At 35.8% G+C, this 22,305-nt stretch carries 23 protein-coding genes; 7 read left to right on the top strand and 16 right to left on the bottom strand.

The features are described 5' to 3' along the window. Nucleotides 1-54: 54 nt before the first annotated feature. From HCB38_RS05485 to pyrH, 7 genes are all read right to left on the bottom strand, one after another. Entirely contained in the window at nucleotides 55-1,761 is a 1,707-nt protein-coding gene (locus HCB38_RS05485; protein WP_185637791.1) for a proline--tRNA ligase, read from the bottom strand. A 39-nt stretch (nucleotides 1,762-1,800) separates the two neighbouring features. Further along, entirely contained in the window at nucleotides 1,801-3,063 is a 1,263-nt protein-coding gene (gene rseP / locus HCB38_RS05480) for an RIP metalloprotease RseP (RefSeq protein ID WP_185607734.1), read from the bottom strand. A 13-nt stretch (nucleotides 3,064-3,076) separates the two neighbouring features. Next, entirely contained in the window at nucleotides 3,077-4,219 is a 1,143-nt protein-coding gene (locus HCB38_RS05475; RefSeq protein WP_185318658.1) for a 1-deoxy-D-xylulose-5-phosphate reductoisomerase, read from the bottom strand. A 14-nt stretch (nucleotides 4,220-4,233) separates the two neighbouring features. After that, nucleotides 4,234-5,022 (bottom strand): phosphatidate cytidylyltransferase, encoded by a 789-nt coding sequence (locus HCB38_RS05470; RefSeq protein WP_185318657.1) that lies wholly within the window; start codon nucleotides 5,020-5,022, stop codon nucleotides 4,234-4,236. Between the two features lie 13 nt (nucleotides 5,023-5,035). Continuing rightward, a complete protein-coding gene (uppS, locus tag HCB38_RS05465) occupies nucleotides 5,036-5,794 on the bottom strand; it encodes an undecaprenyl pyrophosphate synthase (protein ID WP_185637788.1) in 759 nt (252 codons plus the stop codon). Nucleotides 5,795-6,022: 228 nt separating this feature from the next. After that, entirely contained in the window at nucleotides 6,023-6,580 is a 558-nt protein-coding gene (frr, locus tag HCB38_RS05460; protein ID WP_185318655.1) for a ribosome recycling factor, read from the bottom strand. Further along, nucleotides 6,580-7,308, bottom strand: a complete 729-nt coding sequence (gene pyrH, locus HCB38_RS05455) for a UMP kinase (RefSeq protein WP_185318654.1) — start codon at nucleotides 7,306-7,308, stop codon at nucleotides 6,580-6,582. Before pyrH ends, frr begins: the two co-directional genes overlap by 1 nt. 312 nt (nucleotides 7,309-7,620) lie before the next feature. Here pyrH and HCB38_RS05450 point away from each other — a divergent pair, with 312 nt between their 5' ends. From HCB38_RS05450 to HCB38_RS05430, 5 genes are read left to right on the top strand one after another with little or no spacing between them, the layout of a single operon-like run. After that, nucleotides 7,621-8,022: a hypothetical protein gene (locus HCB38_RS05450; protein ID WP_185318653.1), complete on the top strand. Its 402-nt coding sequence runs from the start codon at nucleotides 7,621-7,623 to the stop codon at nucleotides 8,020-8,022. Next, on the top strand, nucleotides 7,973-9,178 hold the full coding sequence (locus tag HCB38_RS05445; protein WP_185318652.1) for an SNF2-related protein: 1,206 nt from the start codon (nucleotides 7,973-7,975) through the stop codon (nucleotides 9,176-9,178). The genes HCB38_RS05450 and HCB38_RS05445 overlap by 50 nt, the downstream gene beginning before the upstream one ends. Continuing rightward, on the top strand, nucleotides 9,168-10,472 hold the full coding sequence (locus HCB38_RS05440) for a phosphoadenosine phosphosulfate reductase (protein ID WP_185318651.1): 1,305 nt from the start codon (nucleotides 9,168-9,170) through the stop codon (nucleotides 10,470-10,472). Before HCB38_RS05445 ends, HCB38_RS05440 begins: the two co-directional genes overlap by 11 nt. A 9-nt stretch (nucleotides 10,473-10,481) precedes the next feature. Then, nucleotides 10,482-10,988, top strand: a complete 507-nt coding sequence (locus HCB38_RS05435) for an IbrB-like domain-containing protein (RefSeq protein ID WP_185318650.1) — start codon at nucleotides 10,482-10,484, stop codon at nucleotides 10,986-10,988. 22 nt (nucleotides 10,989-11,010) lie between these two features. After that, entirely contained in the window at nucleotides 11,011-11,742 is a 732-nt protein-coding gene (locus HCB38_RS05430) for a class I SAM-dependent methyltransferase (protein WP_185318649.1), read from the top strand. A gap of 48 nt (nucleotides 11,743-11,790) precedes the next feature. Here HCB38_RS05430 and HCB38_RS05425 read toward each other — a convergent pair whose 3' ends face one another. The 4 genes from HCB38_RS05425 to yneA form a co-directional block, all read right to left on the bottom strand. Continuing rightward, nucleotides 11,791-12,030 carry a YneF family protein gene (locus HCB38_RS05425; protein WP_003723442.1) on the bottom strand — a complete coding sequence of 80 codons (240 nt, stop codon included), beginning with the start codon at nucleotides 12,028-12,030 and terminating at the stop codon, nucleotides 11,791-11,793. Between the two features lie 220 nt (nucleotides 12,031-12,250). Next, on the bottom strand, nucleotides 12,251-14,245 hold the full coding sequence (tkt, locus tag HCB38_RS05420) for a transketolase (protein WP_185607810.1): 1,995 nt from the start codon (nucleotides 14,243-14,245) through the stop codon (nucleotides 12,251-12,253). A 148-nt stretch (nucleotides 14,246-14,393) separates the two neighbouring features. Then, nucleotides 14,394-14,621 carry a DUF896 domain-containing protein gene (locus HCB38_RS05415; protein ID WP_185318648.1) on the bottom strand — a complete coding sequence of 76 codons (228 nt, stop codon included), beginning with the start codon at nucleotides 14,619-14,621 and terminating at the stop codon, nucleotides 14,394-14,396. Between the two features lie 94 nt (nucleotides 14,622-14,715). Next, nucleotides 14,716-15,045, bottom strand: coding sequence for a cell division suppressor protein YneA (gene yneA / locus HCB38_RS05410; protein ID WP_185318647.1), 330 nt, complete (start codon nucleotides 15,043-15,045; stop codon nucleotides 14,716-14,718). 157 nt (nucleotides 15,046-15,202) lie between these two features. Between yneA and lexA the strand changes: the two genes are divergently transcribed. After that, the gene (lexA, locus tag HCB38_RS05405) at nucleotides 15,203-15,817 is read left to right on the top strand and encodes a transcriptional repressor LexA (RefSeq protein ID WP_003723438.1); all 615 of its coding nucleotides are present in this window, start codon (nucleotides 15,203-15,205) and stop codon (nucleotides 15,815-15,817) included. Nucleotides 15,818-15,846: 29 nt separating this feature from the next. Further along, entirely contained in the window at nucleotides 15,847-16,368 is a 522-nt protein-coding gene (locus HCB38_RS05400) for a GNAT family N-acetyltransferase (RefSeq protein WP_185637786.1), read from the top strand. Nucleotides 16,369-16,409: 41 nt separating this feature from the next. On the opposite strand, the gene HCB38_RS05395 is transcribed toward HCB38_RS05400, so the two are convergent. From HCB38_RS05395 to hflX, 5 genes are all read right to left on the bottom strand, one after another. Then, a complete protein-coding gene (locus HCB38_RS05395; protein ID WP_185318645.1) occupies nucleotides 16,410-17,705 on the bottom strand; it encodes an arsenic transporter in 1,296 nt (431 codons plus the stop codon). A gap of 145 nt (nucleotides 17,706-17,850) precedes the next feature. Next, nucleotides 17,851-19,185, bottom strand: a complete 1,335-nt coding sequence (gene glnA, locus HCB38_RS05390) for a type I glutamate--ammonia ligase (RefSeq protein WP_185318644.1) — start codon at nucleotides 19,183-19,185, stop codon at nucleotides 17,851-17,853. Between the two features lie 70 nt (nucleotides 19,186-19,255). Next, nucleotides 19,256-19,624 (bottom strand): MerR family transcriptional regulator, encoded by a 369-nt coding sequence (locus tag HCB38_RS05385; protein WP_003719570.1) that lies wholly within the window; start codon nucleotides 19,622-19,624, stop codon nucleotides 19,256-19,258. Between the two features lie 201 nt (nucleotides 19,625-19,825). Further along, the gene (locus tag HCB38_RS05380; protein ID WP_185318643.1) at nucleotides 19,826-21,052 is read right to left on the bottom strand and encodes a methionine gamma-lyase family protein; all 1,227 of its coding nucleotides are present in this window, start codon (nucleotides 21,050-21,052) and stop codon (nucleotides 19,826-19,828) included. Next, nucleotides 21,045-22,268 carry a GTPase HflX gene (gene hflX, locus HCB38_RS05375; RefSeq protein ID WP_185637784.1) on the bottom strand — a complete coding sequence of 408 codons (1,224 nt, stop codon included), beginning with the start codon at nucleotides 22,266-22,268 and terminating at the stop codon, nucleotides 21,045-21,047. Before hflX ends, HCB38_RS05380 begins: the two co-directional genes overlap by 8 nt. Between the last annotated feature and the right edge of the window lie 37 nt (nucleotides 22,269-22,305).

Raw genomic sequence — 22,305 nt, 5'->3', positions numbered from 1 at the left:
ACCCGTTTTTAAAAGGAACGAGTGGAGTTTCATCTGGCACAACTTTATCCGTAATTATTTATCTCCAAAAAGAATTGGTAGCGTATTTAGTAGCTCATCTTGACGAACTTCGATCATTTCGCCCGTTTTTCTAATTTTCACTTCCACAATACCTTCTGCTGCTTTTTTACCAACAGTAATACGAATAGGTAGACCGATTAAATCAGCATCCGCAAACTTAACGCCAGCGCGTTCAGCACGGTCATCTATTAATACGCTAAATCCAGCATCTTGTAGTGATTTATATAACGATTCTGCAAATGCAACTTGCTCTTCACTCTTCATATTAACAGGAATTAAGTGTAAATCAAATGGGCTAATTTGCTTATCCCATACAAGACCATTTTCATCATTCGATTGTTCCGCAATGGCAGATAAAATTCGAGATAAACCAATACCATAGCACCCCATAATAATTGGTTGTGCACGACCGTTTTCATCTAATATAGTTGCATTCATAGCTTCACTATATTTAGTACCAAGTTTGAAAATATGACCAACTTCAATACCTTCTGCAAACTTGATAACCCCTTGACCATCAGGAGACAAATCGCCTGCTTGAATCATACGCAAGTCAAAATAACTAGTAACTTCAAAATCACGATTTGGATTAACATTAATATAATGATACCCATCTTCATTTGCTCCAGCTACAGCATTAACAATATCTTTTACTGCATTATCAGCAAAGACGCGAATTTTTTCAGGAACACCAATCGGCCCTAAGGAGCCAAAATTAGCACCTAGTAATTCCACTGCAACATTTGGATCTACTAACTCGACATTTGTTGCATCTAAAGCATTTTTAATTTTAATATCATTTATTTCATGGTCACCACGAACTAAGACCATAATCACTTCATCATCTACTTGATAAAGCATTGATTTCATTGTTTTCTGAATAGGAACTTCTAAAAATCCAACAATATCAGCAATAGTTTTTTGATTTTCTGTTGCTACTTTTTCAAGTTCTTTCTCAAGTTCATGCGATTTTTTCTCCATATATAAAACTGGTGCCATCTCTGTATTTGCAGCATAATCAGAAGCATCGCTATAAGCAATGGTATCTTCCCCAATATCAGATAATGCCATAAATTCTTTGGATTCATTTCCGCCAATTGAACCAGAATCTGCAATAACAGAACGGAATTCAAGGCCGCAACGACTAAAGATATTAGAATAAGCTTGGTGCATTAGCTCAAATGTTTCATCTAAGCTTTCACTTGTCGCATGAAATGAATACGCATCTTTCATAATAAATTCTCGTCCGCGTAATAGACCAAAGCGAGGACGTTTTTCATCACGGAATTTTGTTTGGATTTGATATAACGTAATTGGTAAACGTTTATAAGATTTAATTTCATCTCGTAAAAGTGACGTAATCAATTCTTCATGGGTTGGTCCAAGCACAAAATCACGAGCGGCACGATCTTTTAGACGCATTAGTTCTGGACCATAATCAGCCCACCGACCAGATTCATGCCATAGTTCTGCAGGTTGAAGCGCAGACATAAGCATTTCTGCAGCGCCAATTGCTTCTAATTCTTCGCGGACAATTGCTTCAATTTTTCTTAATGTTAATGTTGCAAGTGGTAAATAACTGTAAATCCCACTCGCCACTTGTCTAATAAAACCAGCGCGAAGAAGTAATTGGTGACTCTTTACTTCCGCATCAGCTGGAACTTCTTTTAATGTTGGTATAAATGTCATCGTTTGACGCATTTAAAACACCCCTTTTTCCCTTTATTAGTCTTTCTCTTTTTAGAAAAATGCTCGTTGTATATCGTTCCATGTCACAAGTATCATGAGAACCATCAAAAGTGCAAATCCAGCAAAATGGATAATACCTTCTTTTTTAGGATCGATTGGTTTCCCGCGGACGAGTTCATATAAGAAGAACATCAAACGTCCTCCATCAAGTGCTGGAAGCGGTAATAAGTTAACAATTCCTAGGTTAATACTTAAAACAGCAGTCCAGTTTAATACTGTCATAAAGCCATATTGCACGACTTGTTGTGTACTCGTATAAATACCAACTGGGCCATTCAGCATGTCTAGTGAAAATCCACCAGTAAACATGTTACCAAGAATCGTAAATATTTGAACAATCCAACTCCATGTTTGTGTAAAGCCATTAGTTATTTTAGCAGTAAATGAAGTGTCCATCGGTGTTTCTACTCCGATTTTCCCAACATCTTTACCATTTTCTTTTTGCGTCGCCGGTTTCACATCAATATCTTGTGTTTTTCCATCGCGATCAATTTTGAAATCGAGTGTTTTCCCAGGATTTTCAGAAACACTTTGAACAATATCTGTCCAAGACTTTGTTTCTTTACCATTAATAGAAAGAACCTCGTCTCCTTTTTTAAGACCAGCTTCTGCAGCGGCCCCATCCGGCATAACATTACCAAGTGTATTATCGGTACTCGGAACCCCGCCCTGAATAAAAGCAAGTGCAGTAAAAATTAAGATGGCTAAAATAAAGTTAAACAATGGGCCTGCAAAAATAGTCATTGCTCTGTTTCCTAAAGATTTCGCATTAAAAGAACGGTCATATGGCGTAATCATTGTTTCGATTTTACCATCAATAACAAGTGCATTTCGTTCTACTTGATACCGAACTTTCTTCGTGTCATCATAGTCTTCATAACCTTCGATAAAAAGTTCCTTCTCTAAATCACAGAGAGAAACTTCAATTGGTTGTGCATTGACATATTGGTCCTTACCATTAACAATAATTTTGCTAACAGTTTCTTCCGGAGTTAACTCAAGCCCAACTCGGTAACCAGGTTTCAGCTCAATTTCTTCCCCGTCTTCTCCAGCCATTCTAACATATCCACCAATAGGTAATAAGCGAATGGTATACTGTGTTTCTTTTTTTCGGTAAGCAAAAATTTTCGGTCCGAAGCCAATCGAAAAATCTTTGACCATAATGCCAGCTCGTTTTGCAAACAAGAAGTGACCTAGCTCATGGAAAAATACAATCAGTCCGAAAACGAAAATAAAAGCAATAATAGTTGTCAAAATAGCTTCACCTCTATAAAAGTGTCTTTACATACGCACGTGTTTCTTGATCAACTTGTAAAATAGTATCCAAGTCAGGATTAGAAATACTTGTATGACGATTCATTGCATTTTCAACAAGTGCTTCGATATTATAAAAAGCGACTTGTCCATTTAAAAAGCCAGCGACAGCAATTTCATTTGCCGCATTCAAAACTGTCGGCATTGTTCCACCTATTTTACCAGCATTATACGCGAGTTTCAATGCCGGAAACCTTTCATAATTCACTTCTTCAAAATGAAGCGCTGAAAAATCAGTAATCCGGAATTCTTTTTCGTATGGAATAGAAAGCCTATTAGGATATGTTAATGCGTATTGAATAGGCATCCTCATATCCGGTGTGCCAAGTTGCGCAATAAAACTTCCATCTACAAATTGAACCATAGAATGAACAATACTTTCACGCTGAATAACTACTTCAATATCATCATAATCCACATCAAAGAGCCAGTGCGCTTCCATTACTTCTAACCCTTTATTAAACATCGTAGCTGAATCAATTGTTAATTTATTTCCCATGTTCCAATTAGGATGTTTTAAAGCTTCTTTTACGCTAACTTCCCTAAGTTGTTCTCGTGTTTTATCTCGGAAACTTCCGCCACTCGCAGTTAGAATAATTTTCTTAATTTTTTCTCGATTTTCACCGTTTAATGCTTGTAAAATAGCAGAATGTTCACTATCCACAGGTAATAAGGAGATATTTTTTTCTTTAGCAGCCTCTATAACTAAATGTCCAGCTGTAACAAGTGTCTCTTTGTTGGCTATAGCAATCGCCTTACCAGCTTCAATAGCATCTAGAGTCGGTAATAACCCTACACTGCCCATAACAGCATTTAATAGAACGTCCCCATCTAAGTATGTTGCTACTTCTCTAAGTCCGTCTAAACCATTAAAAAACTTCACATCAGGAAATTCAGCCTCTAGTGTCACACGGTCTCTCGTATGCCAAACAGCTACCATTTTTGGTTTAAATTCTTGAATAATTGCCCGTCCTCGTTCAATATTACGTCCAAAACTAAAAGCAACAAGTCGAAATTCTTCTGGATTTTCTCGAATAATTGTGAGTGTTTGCGTCCCAATAGAGCCAGTTGCACCAAGTAAAATAATATTTTTCATTATCCCATCTCCAATTAAATAATTTGAAGTATATGTAGCAGAGGTAATACGAATAACAAACTATCAAATCTGTCTAAAATACCACCATGTCCAGGTAGGATTTTTCCAGAATCTTTCACGCCGTAAAATCGTTTCAACGCTGACTCTACTAAATCTCCCAGTTGACCAAAAATAGATAAAAACACTAGAAGCGCTAAAACAAGGATTATGTTACCTGGTAAATCAGCAAAATAATAAAAACCTCCAGCAATAACAAGTGCACAAACTATCCCACCGATAAAACCTTCTATCGTTTTATTAGGACTAACATTTGGCGCTAATTTATGCTTACCAATTGCTTTCCCAATAAAATAAGCCCCCGTATCGGTTGACCACACAATAAATAATGCAAAAAGTACATACATTAATCCAGCTTCCCGAGTTAGCGCTAAGTAATGGAACCCAAATCCAGTATAAAAAGCAGCAACCATACAGATTCCGACTTGATCAAAATGGAATTTATTGCGAGAAAATACCGTATTAGCAAGTAAAAGAGCCATTAAAATAAAAATAACTTCCATTTCAGTAATATGCAGTTTATCTAAAAAATCCAAGTATCTATCTGGGACCACAACTAACCACATTAATAGTAATGTAATTATTCCATTCATTGAAAAAATACGCTGCTTTGTCATGACAAGTACTTCATATAAAGCAATAGTTGCAAGTAAAATACTTAATAATTCAAATGGCATCCCCCCGTAAACAACAAATGGAATGAAAAATATAAGCGCAACAACAGCAGTAATAATTCTCGTTTTCAATCTTTTTTCCTCCCTAGAGCCCTCCAAAACGACGCGACCGATTTTGATATTCAATAATCGCCTGCAAAAAATCTTCCTTTGAGAAATCAGGCCAATGTGTTTCTGTAAAATAAAATTCACTATAAGCTAGCTGCCATAACATAAAATTACTTAATCTCAGTTCTCCGCTAGTACGAATTAATAAATCAGGATCCCCAAGACCATGACTCATTAAATGATTATTTAATAATTCTTCTGTTAAATCTTCAGCTGATTTACCTTCTAATAAGAGTTCTCTCATTGCTTCTTTTGCAGCGGAAATAATTTCAGAACGTCCACCGTAATTTAGTGCAAAGTTTAGGGTAAGCCCAGTACAATGAGCTGTATCAGCAATTGCTTTTTCTACTGCACGCATTGTGTGTTCTGGCAAATTTTCTCTATACCCCATCACATTAACACGAACGTTTTCTTCTATCAACTCTGGAACAAAAGAGTCAAAAAATTCTACAGGTAGCTTCATTAAAAAATCCACTTCATCTGTAGGTCGTTTCCAGTTTTCAGTTGAAAAAGCATAGAGTGTAAGCACATCAATGCCTATCGCATTTGCATACCTTGTAACTCGTTTAACAACATCCATACCTTCTTTATGCCCTGCAATCCTCGGTAAGAAACGTTTTTTGGCCCATCTCCCGTTTCCGTCCATTATAATGGCGACGTGACGAGGGATTGGCAAATCTTCTGCAAGTTCACTATTTAAAATATTTTCATCTTGTCGAAATAGCTTTTTAAACATCATAAATCCTCCAATTGATACACTTCTTAGAGCATGTCTATACCTATAATAACAAAAAAGAATCAATTAATGTACTAAAAATTCCATGTGAAAAGATGAGATTTTCATGAGAGAGATGGAATTGCCCATTAAAAAACATTCCTAACCCAACACATACGGAAAGAATTAGGAATGTCACTTCAACTTAAAAGCTATTAACCCTATTTGTTACTATTTGAAAAGTACCAATTAAACTTCTAAGATTTCCGCTTCTTTGTCTTTCGTGATGTTATCAATGTTTTTGATGCTTTCATCAGTTAATTTTTGAACATCTTCACCGTAAGAGCGTAAATCATCTTCTGTGATATCACCATTTTTTTCTAATTTTTTCAGTTCTTCATTTGCTTCACGGCGAATGTTACGAACCGCAACTTTGGCTTCTTCTGCTTCTTTTTTCACTTCTTTAACTAACTCTTTACGACGCTCTTCAGTTAATTGTGGAATTGATAAACGTAGAACAGAACCATCATTATTAGGTGTTAATCCTAAATCTGATTTTAATATTGCTTTTTCTATTTCACCTAAAATAGTTTTATCATAAGGTGTGATAAGCAACATTCTAGCTTCTGGGACGCTGATAGACGCCATTTGATTTACAGGTGTTGCTGCTCCGTAGTAATCAACTGTTAAACGATCAAGTAAAGATGCGTTTGCTCGACCTGCACGGATAGTACCTAATTGTCTTGTTAAAGCTTGTTCTGCTTTTTCCATTTTTTCTTTAGATTTAGTTAATACTTCTTTACTCATTATTTTTTCCCCCTGACAGTAGTCCCGATTTTTTCGCCTAAAATAACTCGCTTGATATTATTACCTTGTTCAGTAAACGAGAAGACGATTAATGGAATATCATTGTCCATACTTAAAGATGACGCTGTTGTATCCATTACTTCCAAACCATCTTTAATAACATCGAGATAAGATAATTCTTCATATTTTTTCGCATTTTCATCTACTTTTGGATCGGCATTGTAAACGCCATCGACATTGTTTTTCGCCATTAAAATGACATCCGCTTCAATTTCAGCTGCTCTAAGTGCCGCTGCAGTATCAGTGGAAAAGTACGGATTACCAGTTCCTCCTGCAAAAATAACTACACGCCCTTTTTCAAGATGACGAATCGCTTTACGACGGATATACGGCTCAGCAATTTGACGCATATCAATGGATGTCTGTACACGTGTTGCAACGCCAATATTTTCAAGAGAATCTTGCAAAGATAAGGAATTCATAATAGTTGCAAGCATGCCCATTTGGTCTGCTGCCGCACGGTCCATCCCCATTTCACTACCAAGCTTCCCGCGCCAGATATTTCCGCCACCAACAACGATTGCTACCTCTACTCCTAATTCTACTACTTCTTTGATTTGAGCAGAAATTAAATTGACCACGCTCGGATTAATTCCAAAGCCATCATTTCCCGCAAGTGCTTCACCGCTTAATTTTAATACAACTCGTTTATAATCTGGGGTATCCATAATAGCCTCCAATTTCATATTCTATTCATAGATAGAAAACTTTTCCATCCACCATTATCTATTCTACTAAAAAGCTAGCTATTACAAAAGTGTTTTCTACTAAAAAGTGAAAAAACATTTTAAATTTCACAAAACGTCTATTTTTTTAATAGCTAAATTACTTGTTTTGTACTTTGAAAAATATTCAAAATCTTATTTTTTCACAATTAGGATGGTTTTGTAGCGTATCACCGTTTTTTTGTGATAAAATAAACATACAAATAGCTAAAAAATGAGCGATAATGACAAAACACATAGGAGCTTTAGATTTTAATGGTTAAATGGAACAAAATTTATACATATAGCGAAAGCATTGAAGAATGGGGAAAACAAACAATTATAGAAATGCCCTCTTATAGTGAATATGCGGGTTATTTTTTCTTATTACCGCGAAAAATGGTGTTTTCTGTTTCGTCTGATTATAATTATTTTTATTTTCCAGATACATGGATTTTTACATTAAAGAAACATATAGAAAAAAGAAGCATAGATGCAGCCACAATGATGCTTCTATTTAAACAAGAAAGTGAAGAAATAATGCAATATTTTCAAACAAAGAAAGTAAATGATAGTATTGTAAAAATTCGTACACATATCCCTAAAAAAATTGAAAAAGATGTGATAATTGCAAATGACCTTATTAGACAACCAAATACAAGCAATACAGAAACTTAAACATTATAATGTCGGCGCTTTATTTATGAAACCCGGCACAGGTAAAACACGTATAGCCTGTGAGCTAATCAAGGAAGCAAACCCGGATTACGTCTTATGGATTACTCCTTTTCAAACAAAAGAAAATCTTGCTGCAGAAATTCAAAAATGGGGTTATGATTTCCCACAAGATATTGTCGGTATTGAATCCCTCTCCAACTCTGATTACTTATATCTGAAATACAGAGAAAAATTAAAAAACGCTTCTAATAGTTATATTATTATGGATGAAAGTTTAAAAATTAAAAATAAACATGCACTCCGCACACAAAGAGCTATTAAACTTTCCAGGTTAGCCAACTATCGACTAATTATGAATGGGACTCCATTCAGCAAAAATATTTTAGATTTATGGTCGCAACTAGAATTTCTCTCCCCTAAAATATTGAACTTAAGTTTTTCCCAGTTCAAAAAAACATTTTGCGAATATGTAACTATTACCCAAATAACGAAAGATAAGCAGCAATCGATGGACATTATTAAGAAATATCATAATTTAGATTATTTATATCAATTAATTGCTCCGTTTATATTCTCTTCTTCGCTAGAATTAAAAGTCAATTGGCATTATATTCGTCACGATTTCAGTATTGACAACGAACTTTTGGAAAAATATTATGAAATAAAAGATGATTACCTCCAAAAAGCAGCTGCTTATACAATTAATATTAACTTTTTGGAGATGTCCCAAGTGATGCAACATTGTTACTGTCTCTCCTCAGAAAAATTCACTATCGTAGAATCTTTAATTGCGGGTAAAGAAACTACCACCATCATTTTTTGTAAATATAAGCGATCCGAAGAAGCTCTAATTAAAGCATTTCCTAATATTAAAATCACAACCTTTGCAAAATCTTCTTACGGACTTAATTTACAATATTATAATCAAATTATTTATTTTGACAAAACATTCGATTATTCCCAGCGTGATCAATCAGAGCGTCGAATATACCGTACCGGTCAAACTGAAGACTGTTACTACCATGATTTAAGTGGCAATGTTGGTCTAGACACATTGATTGATTCAAACATATCTAAGAAAACGAGTTTGTTACAAGAATTTAAAAAAGAACTCTCACAAAAAAATTCTTTTGAGGTGATTATGGATGCTTTCTAAAACAGTCTTTGATGCTTCCCAAGAAAGAATGGAAGTAATTTTTTCCGAATTCGATAACATCATTGTGTCATTTTCTGGTGGTAAAGATAGTGCTGTGATGCTTCATTTAATGATTGATTATATAAGAAAAAATAATATTCAAAAGAAAATTTACGTATATCATATGGACTATGAAGGCCAATACACAGCCACAAGTGATTTTGTAGCTGAGATGTTAACGAGTAACTTAGACATTATTGAACCGCTATGGTGTTGCCTCCCTATTGCCGCCCAATCAGCAGTTTCGATGTATACCGACCACTGGATTCCTTGGGAAAAATCAAAACAAGCTATTTGGGTGAGAGAAATGCCTGATTATCCAGCTGTCATAAATGAGGACAATGCCCCTTTTGATTTTGATTTTCATACAATTTGGGATTATGAATTCAACAAAAAAATTATCCACTGGTTGCATACTAAAAATAATGCTAAAAAAACAATTGCTTTAATTGGTATTCGACAACAAGAATCACTTAATCGCTATAATGCAATTCATAAAAAAGAACGCATGTATAAAAACTATAATTGGACAACTGAAATTTCTAAAAATATATATAATGCCTATCCGATTCATGATTGGCTAGTAGAAGATATTTGGACGGCTAATGCCAAATTCAACTGGTCATACAACAAAATTTATGATTTGTTTTACCATGCTGGATTAACATTGAATGATATGCGAGTCGCTAGCCCTTTTAATGATTCCGCAACAGAAAGTCTTAAGTTATACCGTGTAATTGAACCTGCACTTTGGTCTAAATTAGTCGGTCGCGTAAACGGAGCCAATTTCACAGCTATTTACGGCGGAACTTCTGCGATGGCTTGGAAAGAAATTAATTTACCACCAAATCATACTTGGAAATCTTATTTAGAATTTTTACTTACAACTTTACCAAGCTACACAAGAGAACGTTATTTAAAAAAATTTAAAACAAGCATCAATTATTGGACCGAAAAAGGTGGCGCTTTAAAAGTAGAAACTGTACAAGAATTAAAAAATTTAAATGTACAAGCTGACTTCCTAGGAAAACCTCAAAACAAACGTACATATACAAACCCTATGGAAGTCGTTCGTTTTAAAGAATACCCAGATGATTTGAAGATTAAAGAATTTGCTAGCGTACCTACATATAAAAGAATGTGTATCGCTATTTTAAAAAATGATTATACCTGCAAATATATGGGTTTTGGTCAGACTAAGCTTGAATTAGAGAAAAGAAAACATGCATTAGAAAAATATAATAATATTTTATGAGGTGATATAATGAAATATCAAAGTCCAGTATACAACGTCACTCCTATTCACTACACTAAACTTCAAGCAAATAATTATAATCCAAATACCGTTCCAGCAACCGAACTAAAACTTCTTGAAAAGTCTATTTGGGAAGATGGGTTTACACAACCAATTGTTTGCTATCCTTTGGAAAACTCTGGTAAATATGAAATAATTGATGGATTTCATCGTTATACTATCATGAAATCTTCTAAACGAATCCGCGAAAGAGAAAATGAATTACTACCTGTAGTGATTTTAGAAAAAGATACCGTAAATCGAATTGCTTCTACTATTCGCCACAATCGTGCTCGAGGATTTCATAATGTAGAACTTATGTCTTCTATCGTTGGCGAATTAGCAGAGAGCGGCATGTCAGATAGTTGGATTATGAAAAATATCGGAATGGATGCAAATGAAATCTTACGCTTAAAACAAGTGAGTGGCCTTGCTCACCTCTTTTTAGATAAAGAATTTAGTAAAGCTTCTGATTAATTGAGGAAAAGAGGAATTAAAAATGAAAGAAAATAAATACGATGACAAAGAATTTTTTGAACAATATAGTCAAATGCCACGTTCTAAAAACGGCCTTGCTGCTGCCGGGGAATGGCATGAATTTAAAAAACTTCTCCCAGACTTTAATCAAAAGACAGTGCTTGATTTAGGCTGTGGTTTTGGTTGGCACTGTATTTATGCAGCCGACCATGGCGCAAAGAAAGTAGTTGGAATTGATTTATCTGCGCGCATGTTAACTGAAGCAAAACAAAAAACTACTTCAAGTGCAGTTAGTTACCAACAAAAAGCGATAGAAGACATGGATATTGAACCAGAAATATATGATGTTATCATGAGTTCACTCGCTATTCACTACGTCAGTTCCTTTCAAGACATTTGTCAAAAAGTCCATACTAATTTAAAAACAGGTGGCGAGTTTATTTTCTCTGTCGAACATCCAGTTTTTACTGCGGATGGCAGACAAGATTGGTACACTGACGAAACTGGTAATAAGTTACACTGGCCAGTTGATCGCTATTTCAACGAATCTATTCGAACAACTCATTTTCTTGGTGAAGATGTAAAAAAATACCATCGCACCCTTACGACTTATATCCAGACGCTCCTTCAAAATAATTTTGATCTTAAAAGTGTTATCGAACCAGAACCAGCTCCAGAACTTAAAAATTTACCAGAAATGCAAGATGAATATCGTCGCCCAATGATGTTAATTATTTCAGCAACTAAAAAGTAATCAAAAAACCCTTCTAGTTTTATAGAAGGGTTTTACTTTGTTAAAATATTATTTCTTTGCTTTTTTTGGTTTTTCTTTTTCTTGCTGTTTGTTCATCGCGCTCATCATTTGATTGATTTTCTTTTGGGATGGTTTTTGACCCATTTGCGCCATCATCATTTGTAACATTTGTTCGTTAATTGGCGGATTGTTTTTTAAATAGCTCATCATATAACGTCTTGCAATAAAGAATCCTCCCGCAAGTCCAGCTAGTAAACAAATAATGCCGACAAGAATGTAAATCCACATAGTCTCTTTTCTCCTCCTTGAAACAAAATCCTCTTTTATTGTACTTGATTTATATTAAACAGACAATACTTTTCAAGAAAACTTATCATCTAGATCAATTTATCAATAAAAGCTGCAAACAACCTCGTAATTATACCATTAATGGTACCACGGCGCAATCTAAAAAAAGCATAAAAAAACAGACCGCTCTAGAAAAACTAGCAACGGTCTGATTGTTTAATTAAAGTGATTTTACTGTATTAACTACGTTTTCAACAGTAAAGCCGTAATTCTTAATAACTGTTTCGCCTGGAGCAGAAGCACCAAACTTGTCAATTCCTATTACTTTACCATCTAAACCAACATAGCGTTCCCATCCAAAGCTAGCACCCATCTCGACTGCTACACGTTTTCTAACAGCATTTGGTAAGACACTTTCTTTGTATTCAGCTGATTGTTGTTCAAATAGGTCAAATGATGGCACACTGACAACAGATACATCTTTTCCTTGAGCTTGAAGTTCTTTTTGAGCTTCAACAGCTAAGTTAACTTCCGAACCACTTGCTAGAATAATCGCCTCTGGTACATCAGCTTTAGCCGGTGAAATAACATAAGCACCTTTTTTTACACCTTCTGCAGATAACTTAGCAGAATTTGGTAACGTAGGTAATCCTTGACGTGTAAGGACAAGTACATGTGGAGTATCTGTAGAAGTAATCGCTAGTTTCCAAGCTTCTACTACTTCATTCCCATCAGCAGGACGGATGACAGAAAGACCCGGCATAGCGCGTAAACTTGCAAGTTGTTCAATCGGCTCATGTGTTGGGCCATCTTCCCCTACTGCAATACTATCATGTGTCATTACGTAAGTTACTGGTAAATGTTGAATGGCAGATAAACGAATCGCAGCACGTACATAGTCAGAGAATACAAAGAATGTACCTCCGTATACTTGTAGTCCGCCGTGGAGAGCCATACCATTTAACGCTGCACCCATTGCAAATTCACGAACTCCAAACCAGATATTTCGTTCTGCAGGAGTTTTTTTAGTGAATTCACCGTCTGTTTTGATTGTTGTATTATTAGAACCAGCAAGGTCAGCCGAGCCACCAAAAATAGTAGGAATTTTTCCAGCTAATGCATTAATAACTTCTCCGCTTGAAGCACGACTAGCAAGTGCTTTAGAATCGTCATAAACTGGAAGATCCGCATCCCAATCAGCTGGTAACTTGTTATTTAAGCTATCTTCTAATTGCTCAGCAAGCTCAGGGTATTTCGCTTTGTAAGAAGCAAATAATTCATTCCAAGCAGTTTCAGCTTTTTCGCCACGTTCGCCAATAGTTTCTTTGAAGCGAGCAGTAACCTCTTCAGGAACAAAGAATTTTTCTTCATAATTCCAGCCATATGCTTTTTTCGCTTCTAAAATACCTTCATCACCAAGTGGAGCACCGTGAACTTTACTTGTACCTGCATTTGGAGCACCAAAACCAATAACAGTTTTCACTTCAATCATTGTAGGTTGTGAAGTATTTTGTTTTGCCTTTTCAATAGCAGCTAGAATTTCTGCTGTATCATTACCATCTTTAACTAATAAGTGCTCCCAGCCATAAGCTTCAAAGCGTTGTTTTACATTTTCAGAGAATGATTTGTCTAAATCACCATCTAGAGAAATATCATTGGAATCATATAAAACAACTAGTCTTCCAAGTTGTTGATGACCTGCATAGGAAGCCGCCTCAGATGCAACACCTTCCATTAAATCTCCATCTCCGCATAGCGCATAAGTATAGTGATCCACGACTGGGAAACCATCTTTATTATATTTTGCTTCTAAATGTCTTTCTGCCATAGCCATACCAACAGCCATCGCAATACCTTGACCAAGTGGACCAGTAGTTGCATCTACACCGTCAGTATAACGATATTCTGGATGACCCGGAGTTTTACTTTCCCATTGACGGAAATTTTTAAGGTCTTCAATTTCTAATTTGAAACCACTTAAATGTAATAAACTATATAAAAGCATTGAGCCGTGTCCAGCAGAAAGTACAAAGCGATCCCGGTTAAACCAATGGGAATTTTTAGGGTTTGTGTTTAATACGCGAGACCAAAGAGCATAGGCCATTGGCGCTGCTCCCATTGGTAAACCTGGGTGACCAGAATTTGCTTTTTGAATTGCATCCATTGATAATGTACGAATTGTATTAACTGCTAAACTATCTGTGTTATCGAACAAATGAAACATCCTCTCTCTTCAATATAATTTTAACTACTTTTAATAATAAGCCTAAAGAGCAATTAATACAACTAATAATTGCTTTAAATTGCTTAATTGATTGGTATTTTTGTTCATTTGCGCGAAAATGTTCATTTGGTGCTAACTATTACTTCTTATTCTTTCTCATTTGTTTTATTTTATGCGGTGTTACATCATTTCCTTTAGGGTCGATAATCGTTGTATTTTCAATTGTACCTTTCATATGTGTACGAAATGATTTAATATATTCTTTTCTTAATTTTTCTTGTTCCTTTTTTTCCTCGGTCGTTAGTGTTCCAGCTTTTTTCTTTTTAGAAAGCTCATTAATTCTATCTATTTTAGCTTTTTCTAGCATTAAAAAATTCACCCTTTTCTGCATTATAATAAAATAAGGAAGTAGTATAATCACTACTTCCTTTATTATATCATAAACGATATAAAAATCGTTTCTACTGGTTTGCTAATTGAATAGTGCTATCACTTTTTTGTAACTTTGTTTCGTGTACTGGTATAACTACGGAATCCCCAGCTTTCACATGCCCATCGGTTAGATTGTTTTCTTTTTCGACCCATGATACAAAATCAGCTTTAGGCATGTCGCTTTTCGCTGCATATTGGTCAGCAAGTGCCCAAACGGAATCCCCTTCATTTACATCCACTTCTGAATACTCACTACCACTTCCAATAACAGTACACATTAAAATAATACCTAAAACTATACAAGTTAATACAAATATAATAGAAACATAAAATTTATCCCAAATTAATTTTAATGTCATTAAAAACCCCTCCAAAAAAGAATATATGTTCGCTTTTCTATATTATAGAACAACCGTTCGCTTATGTCAATAAAAAAACGAACCTTTGTTTGCATATTGGTTTTTCTTTTGCTATACTTGATTTATAAAATAACCATTAACTTAATGAGGTGAAACCATGAAAATATCTAAACGCCAACAAGATATATATGAATTTATTAAATCAGAAGTAAAAGAAAAAGGTTATCCACCCTCTGTACGCGAAATTGGGGAAGCAGTCGGCCTTGCTTCTAGCTCTACAGTTCATGGGCATCTTGCTCGCCTTGAAGGTAAAGGCTTAATTAGACGTGACCCAACCAAGCCTCGTGCGATTGAAATATTATCTTTAGAAGACGAAGCAGAAACACCAAATGTTGTAAATATTCCTATCATAGGAAAGGTAACAGCCGGAATGCCTATCACAGCAATTGAGAACATCGATGAATATTTCCCCTTGCCAGAATACATGGCAGCTGGCGAAACGAATGTATTCATGTTAGAAATTGACGGTGAGAGCATGATAAATGCTGGAATTCTTGATGGCGATAAAGTAATCGTTAGACAGCAAAGTTCCGCAATCAATGGAGAAATCGTCGTAGCCATGACGGATGAAAATGAAGCTACATGCAAACGTTTCTATAAAGAAGCTAATCATTTCAGACTACAACCCGAAAACGACGCTTTAGAACCTATTCTTTTAAATAACGTTACTATTCTTGGAAAAGTAATCGGACTTTATAGAGATATTCGCTAATTTTATTTGGTAAACAGGTGGTTTTTAAGATGATTTATTTTGAAACAGTAAGGCTTATCGCAAGAGATTATTTAGTAAGTGATTATCTTCCTTTTAGCCAAATGAACGCAGATAAAAAAGTAATGAAATTCTTCCCAGCCACATTAACTCAAAAAGAAAGTAATGCACTACTTGATAGAAATCAAGAAGAACTAAATTCCCTAGGATATGGTCTTTTTGCCATCGAAGTTAAAACTACTAGTGAATTTATCGGATTTACCGGGTTTCATGAAGCGACATTCAAAGCAGAATTTACCCCTTGCACCGAAATTGGTTGGCGATTAAAGCGTAGTGCGTGGAACCAAGGATATGCTACTGAAGCCGCATTAGGTGCATTATCGTTTGCTAAGGGTATCAGTGCTATCAACGAAATTTACAGCTTTACCGCAACCTGCAATAAAGCTTCCGAACAAGTTATGAAAAAAATCCATTTGACAAAAGTAGCTAATTTCGAACATCCTGCTTTAGCAAATGGCGATCCACTAAAACCTCATGTGCTTTATAAGGCATAACAAAACCCCCGTACGCTTAATTAAAAGTGTACGGGGGTTTTTCAGTTCCAAATAAGTAGTGATAAGTACAATCCTACGAGCGTAATGAACAAAACAGGAATAGTAATTACAATGCCAATTTTGAAGTAAGAGCCCCAACTTATCTTGATACCTTTCTGTGCTAACACATGTAACCAAAGTAAAGTAGCGAGCGAGCCAATCGGCGTTATTTTAGGACCTAAATCTGAGCCTATAACATTAGCATAAACCAATGCCTCTTTCATCACCCCAGTAAATGAAGTATGATCGATTGCAAGTGCATTTATCATAACAGTAGGCAAATTATTCATGACAGATGATAGTATCGCAGCTATAAAACCCATTCCAATTGTCCCAGCAAATAAGCCAAAATCCGCAACATAAATAATAGCTTCTGATAACAGTTTGGTTATTCCAACATTTTGCAAACCATACACAACTACATACATACCAATGGAGAAAAATACAATATTCCAAGGCGCTCCTTTTAAAATGGCTTTTGTTGAAACTGAGTGACTTTTTGCTCCAACAAATAAAAAAATAAAAGCAACTAGTAAGGCAATAAATGACACTGGTATCTCTAAAAAACTACTCAAAAAATAGCCTACCACAAGAATGAGAAGGATTCCCCACGAAATGCGAAACATCTTTTTATCTTTAAGCGCTGAAACCGGTTCTCGAATTGCTCTCGCATCATACTTTCTAGGTAATGCTTTTCGGAAATAGATATATAAAATAATGATGCTAGCAACTAAAGAAAAAACAGTGGGAATCCACATGATAAGTGCGTATTGCGAAAAACTAATTCCAAAAAAATCAGCCGAAACTATATTGACTAAATTACTAACCACAAGAGGTAAAGATGTCGTATCTGCAATAAATCCACTTGCGATAATAAACGGAAATACTTTTTTCTCATCAAAATTCAGTGCTCGGACCATCGCTAAAACAATCGGAGTCAAAATCAGTGCCGCTCCGTCATTTGCAAATAGCGCTGCAACCAAAGCTCCCAAAACAGAAATTAGAATAAACATCCATAATCCATTTCCTTTTGATAGCCTTGCCATATGTAATGCTGCCCACTCAAAAAAACCAATTTCATCTAAAATTAGGGAAATAATAATAATAGCAATAAAAGCGAGTGTGGCATTCCATACTATCCCTGTAACAGTTACAACATCTGATAAGGTGACAACACCAAGTAATAATGCAATTAACGCTCCGCCGCATGCTGACCATCCAATTGATAAATTTCTTGGCTGCCAAATCACGAAAAAAAGCGTTAAAACAAATACTAAAATAGCTAGAGTAATCTGCATTTCTTCCCCTTTCCCTAATGAAAACTCCCTTTCATTAGCACAATTTTAAATATAAGCCTCTATTTGCCAAACATCAAATATTTGATATCCGTTATTAAAATAAAAAAAGCTCGTTTCCAGTTTTTAAGAAACGAGCTTCAAACTATTAATAAATTTCAAGATATTGTTCGCGTTCCCAAGGGTGAACTGCTGTGCGGAACATATCACACTCAATCGTTTTCGCTTCAATAAAGTGTTCGAAAATGTGCTCACCTAAACCATCACGTATGATGTCGTCTTTTTCAAGTTCAATTAGAGCATGACCTAAGCTTTCTGGTAAATCATAAATGCCAGTTGCTTCACGTTCTTCTTCATTCATGCCGTAAATGTTACGATCAACCGGTGCTGGAGGAGTTAATTCGTCTTTAATTCCAGATAAACCAGCTTTAAGTAATACCGCCATTGCTAAATACGGATTAGCAGATGGGTCAACGCTACGTAATTCCAGACGTGTGCTTAATCCACGAGAACTTGGAACACGTACTAGCGGACTACGATTTTTACCTGACCACGCAATGTAACATGGTGCTTCATATCCTGGAACCAATCGTTTGAATGAGTTAATTGTTGGATTTGTAACAGCAGTATAGCCACGAGCATGTTTCAACATCCCTGCTAAGAAATGATAAGCTGTTTGGCTCAATTCTAATTCGCCACTTTCATCGAAGAAAGCATTTCCTTTTTCATTAAATAGCGACATATTGAAATGCATTCCAGAACCATTTACACCAAAGAGTGGCTTCGGCATGAATGTTGCGTGTAAACCATGTTTACGAGCAATTGTTTTTACGACTAATTTAAATGTTTGGATACTATCACACGCTGTAACGGCGTCTTCATATTTAAAATCAATTTCGTGTTGACCTGGAGCTACTTCATGGTGAGAAGCTTCGATTTCAAAGCCCATCTCTTCTAATTCAAGCACGATATCACGTCGACAGTTTTCACCTAAATCTGTTGGTGCTAAATCGAAATAACCACCACTATCATTTAATTCAAGCGTCGGACGACGATTTTCATCTAACTTGAATAGGAAAAATTCTGGCTCAGGCCCTAAGTTAAATTCTGTGAAACCTAGTTCTTCCATTTCTTTAAGTACACGTTTTAAGTTAGCGCGCGGGTCTCCGGCAAATGGAGTCATGTCAGGATTATAAATATCACAAATCATTCTTGCAACTTTTCCTTTTTCAGCTGTCCATGGGAACACAACCCAAGTATCTAAGTCTGGGAATAAATACATATCAGACTCTTCAATTCTTACAAAGCCTTCAATGGAGGAACCGTCAAACATGATTTTGTTATCTAGTGCTTTCTTTAGTTGGCTAACAGGAATTTCCACATTCTTAATTATCCCGAGAATATCCGTGAACTGTAAACGAATAAATTTTACATTTTGTTCATCTGCGAAGCGGAAAATGTCTTCTTTTGTATATTTTGCCATAATCTAAATTCCTCCTAAATAATCTAATTATATTAACTTCTAAATAAAGTAAATACCTCTTCTTGTCGTTTTAAAACCTTGGTAATTGTTGTTTCCCTGTCGCATCTTGCTTGACAAAGCGACCAGCTTGTTGCATTTCTTTTCTAAGTATTTTGCGTACATCATCATCTGTCAAAGGTTCTTTTGATTCTTTTTGCTGCATTTGATACATTTTCTTAATTCCCGCAATATTCAGACCATCATTCAAATAATCTTTTATCTCTAGCAAAACATCAATGTCTTGAAGTGAATACAAACGGTGATTTCCTTGATTGCGTGCTGGATGGATTAATCCTTGGTCTTCATAGTAGCGAATTTGTCTAGCGGTGAGATCGGTTAGCTTCATCACAGGCCCAATTGGAAACAGCGGCATTGATCTCCGGATTTCCTTTTCACTCACGACAATTCCCCCTCAAAACATAATTATTTTTTGATGATAGTAGCATTATAATGTACGTCAGATGTTTTGTCAAATTTATGTAAGATTATCTAACATATACCACAAACCCATACATGTCAACAATTCCACAACAAAAAAACCACGATAGAAACTACCGTAGTAAAAAAATAAAAACTTTTTTTGAAAATGGATGTTACTTTTTTATAAAGAATTTTCTATTGCTCTAGTTACAGCAATTTTAACGTGTTCGTATGTTAAACCGCCTTGGACGTATAGTTGATAAGGCTCTCTAATCGGTCCGTCCGCTGTAAGTTCTAGACTGGCTCCTTGAATAAATGTACCTGCTGCCATTATCACGTCATCTTCGTAGCCTGGCATATATGCGCCGATTGGCAATACATGCGCATTAACTGGGGAAGCTGCTTGGATTGCTTGAGCAAAAGCAATCATTTTATCTTTGCTGTGGAAAGATACACTTTGAATCAAGTCCGTTCTTTTGGCATTCCATAGCGGATCTGCTTCTACGCCGAATTCAGCTAACATAGCAGCAGTAAAACGCGCACCTTTAATTGCTTGAGCAGTTACATGCGGCGCCAAGAAGAATCCTTGATACATTTCTAATAAGCTATAAAGAGATGCACCTGCTTCTCTCCCTATCCCAGGAGTCGTCAACCGGTAGCCGCATAAATCGACCAAGATATTTTTCCCAGCAATATAACCACCAGTTTTCGCCAAACCTCCACCCGGATTTTTAATTAGCGAGCCTGCAATAATATCTGCGCCCACTTCGGTCGGTTCTATTCGTTCCACAAATTCTCCGTAACAATTATCTACAAAAACAATGATATTAGGATTGATATTCTTTACAAAAGTAACCATTTCTTTTATTTTCTCGATTGTAAAAGAAGGTCGATCTGCATAGCCTCTAGAACGCTGAATACCAATCATTTTTGTATTAGCGGATATTTTTTTAGATATTGCTGGATAATCTATTTCGCCATTTGGTAGTAGCGGTACTGCATCGTAGCCAATTTGAAAGTCTTTAAGCGAACCTTGCCCTTTGCTTCTAATACCCACGATTTCTTCTAACGTATCATATGGTTCACCAGTTATATATAACAACTCATCTCCTGGGCGCAAGATTCCGAACAAAACAGTAGAAATTGCATGCGTGCCAGAAATAATTTGCGGTCTCACAAGAGCCGCTTCCGTTCTAAATACGCTCGCATAGACGCGCTCTAACGTGTCTCTCCCTTCGTCATCATATCCGTAACCAGTTGATGGATTAAAATGAAAATCACTTACTTTATTTTCTTGGAAAGCATCAAGCACTTTTGCTTGGTTAAATTCAGCAATTTCATCAGTTTCGTTTTGTAATGGAGCAATTTGTTGTTCAACTTTTTTTCTTATTGTTTGAATTTCAGTCATTAGTAGTTTCCTTTCTAGGTCGATAACCCTCGATTCGGTAACATGCTTTTTCTTCCATATATTCAAGCTTTGTTATCCAAGCTTGTTGTTGCATTTGCGCTAATTCTTTACCTTTTTCTTCTGATAAATCTTCTGTAAAGAAAGTCCAGTTTTTCTCAATTAGTTCAATCATTCGTTGTTTTATTTTTTTAGGAGCACCTTGATCTAATGCAGAAATAAGTAAGTGCTCTGGACGATCAGGTACGAATGTAGATGGCGCTTTGTCCATTTTATTATAGATAATTAATGATGGAAGATGACTCATCTCAAGCTCTTCTAGCAAGTTTATTACAGTCGTTTCATGCTGAAGGTAATCTGGGTCAGAGGCATCTATTACATGAATTAAAACATCAACATTAGCGGTTTCTTCTAAAGTAGAACGAAATGCCGCGATTAAAGTTGTTGGTAAGTCTTGAATAAAGCCTACCGTATCCGTTAAAAGTGCTTGAAATCCACCTTCAAATCGTATTTTTCTTGTGGTTGGATCTAGTGTTGCAAATAATTTGTCCTCTTCAAGTGTCGTCTCATTTGTTAGACGATTGAAAATGGTTGATTTTCCCGCATTGGTATAACCGATTAAACCGAAACGAAATACGGATTGCGTGTTTCTTCTATCAATAATACGTTTGCGATGTCGTTCGACGTGTGTTAGTTGTGCTTTTATATCATGCATTTTTTCGCGAATATGACGTTTATCCATTTCTAGTTTCGACTCACCTGGACCTCTTGAACCAATTCCTCCGCCTAATTTCGAAAGTGAAGCACCTTGTCCACTAAGTCTAGGTAGTAAATATTTGTACTGCGCATAGGCGACTTGTAGCTTACCTTCTTTAGACTTAGCGCGCATCGCAAAAATATCTAAAATCAATTGTGTGCGGTCAATAATTCGAGCATCCACTATTTTAGAAATATTGCGAACTTGTGTAGCACTAAGTTCACTATTAAAAATAACTACATCCGCCTCGTGCATATCCACTAATTCTGAAAGTTCCATTAGCTTACCAGAACCTATGAATGACGTCTGACTGACACGTTCTAATTTTTGAATCAGCTCATCCATTACTTCTCCGTTCGCTGTTTTAGCAAGGCTACGTAGTTCGCTCATGGAGTTCCAAAAAGCTTCTTCAGTTTTATTTGGCAATATGACGCCTACAAGTATTATTTTCTCCCGTTCCACAAGTACATCTCCCTTTTTCAGACAAGACTAATCGTAG

Source organism: Listeria farberi (assembly GCF_014229295.1).
In the GTDB taxonomy this organism is placed as follows: Bacteria; Bacillota; Bacilli; order Lactobacillales; family Listeriaceae; genus Listeria; species Listeria farberi.
Note: the sequence above shows the minus strand (reverse complement) of the source record. Positions and strands in the feature narration are given on the sequence as shown.